This is a genomic window from Serratia sp. Sp408, assembly GCF_057180665.1.
Window position 1 is genome coordinate 1 of the sequence record NZ_JBXUFT010000046.1, and the last position, 255, is coordinate 255.

General features: G+C 54.5%; 1 rRNA gene. It reads right to left on the reverse strand.

Annotation, left to right across the window (positions count from 1 at the left end):
* Window positions 1-219, reverse strand: a 16S ribosomal RNA gene (locus AC2AXP_RS22785); the annotation flags it as partial.
* Between the last annotated feature and the right edge of the window lie 36 nt (window positions 220-255).

A 255-nucleotide genomic window follows, 5' to 3' on the forward strand; every position in this document is an offset into this window, starting at 1 on the left:
AAGAGGCCCGAAGGTCCCCCTCTTTGGTCCGTAGACGTTATGCGGTATTAGCCACCGTTTCCAGTGGTTATCCCCCTCCATCGGGCAGTTTCCCAGACATTACTCACCCGTCCGCCGCTCGTCACCCAGAGAGCAAGCTCTCCTGTGCTACCGCTCGACTTGCATGTGTTAGGCCTGCCGCCAGCGTTCAATCTGAGCCATGATCAAACTCTTCAATTAAAAGCTTGATTTGCTTCAACTCGTGAAGCGGTGCTC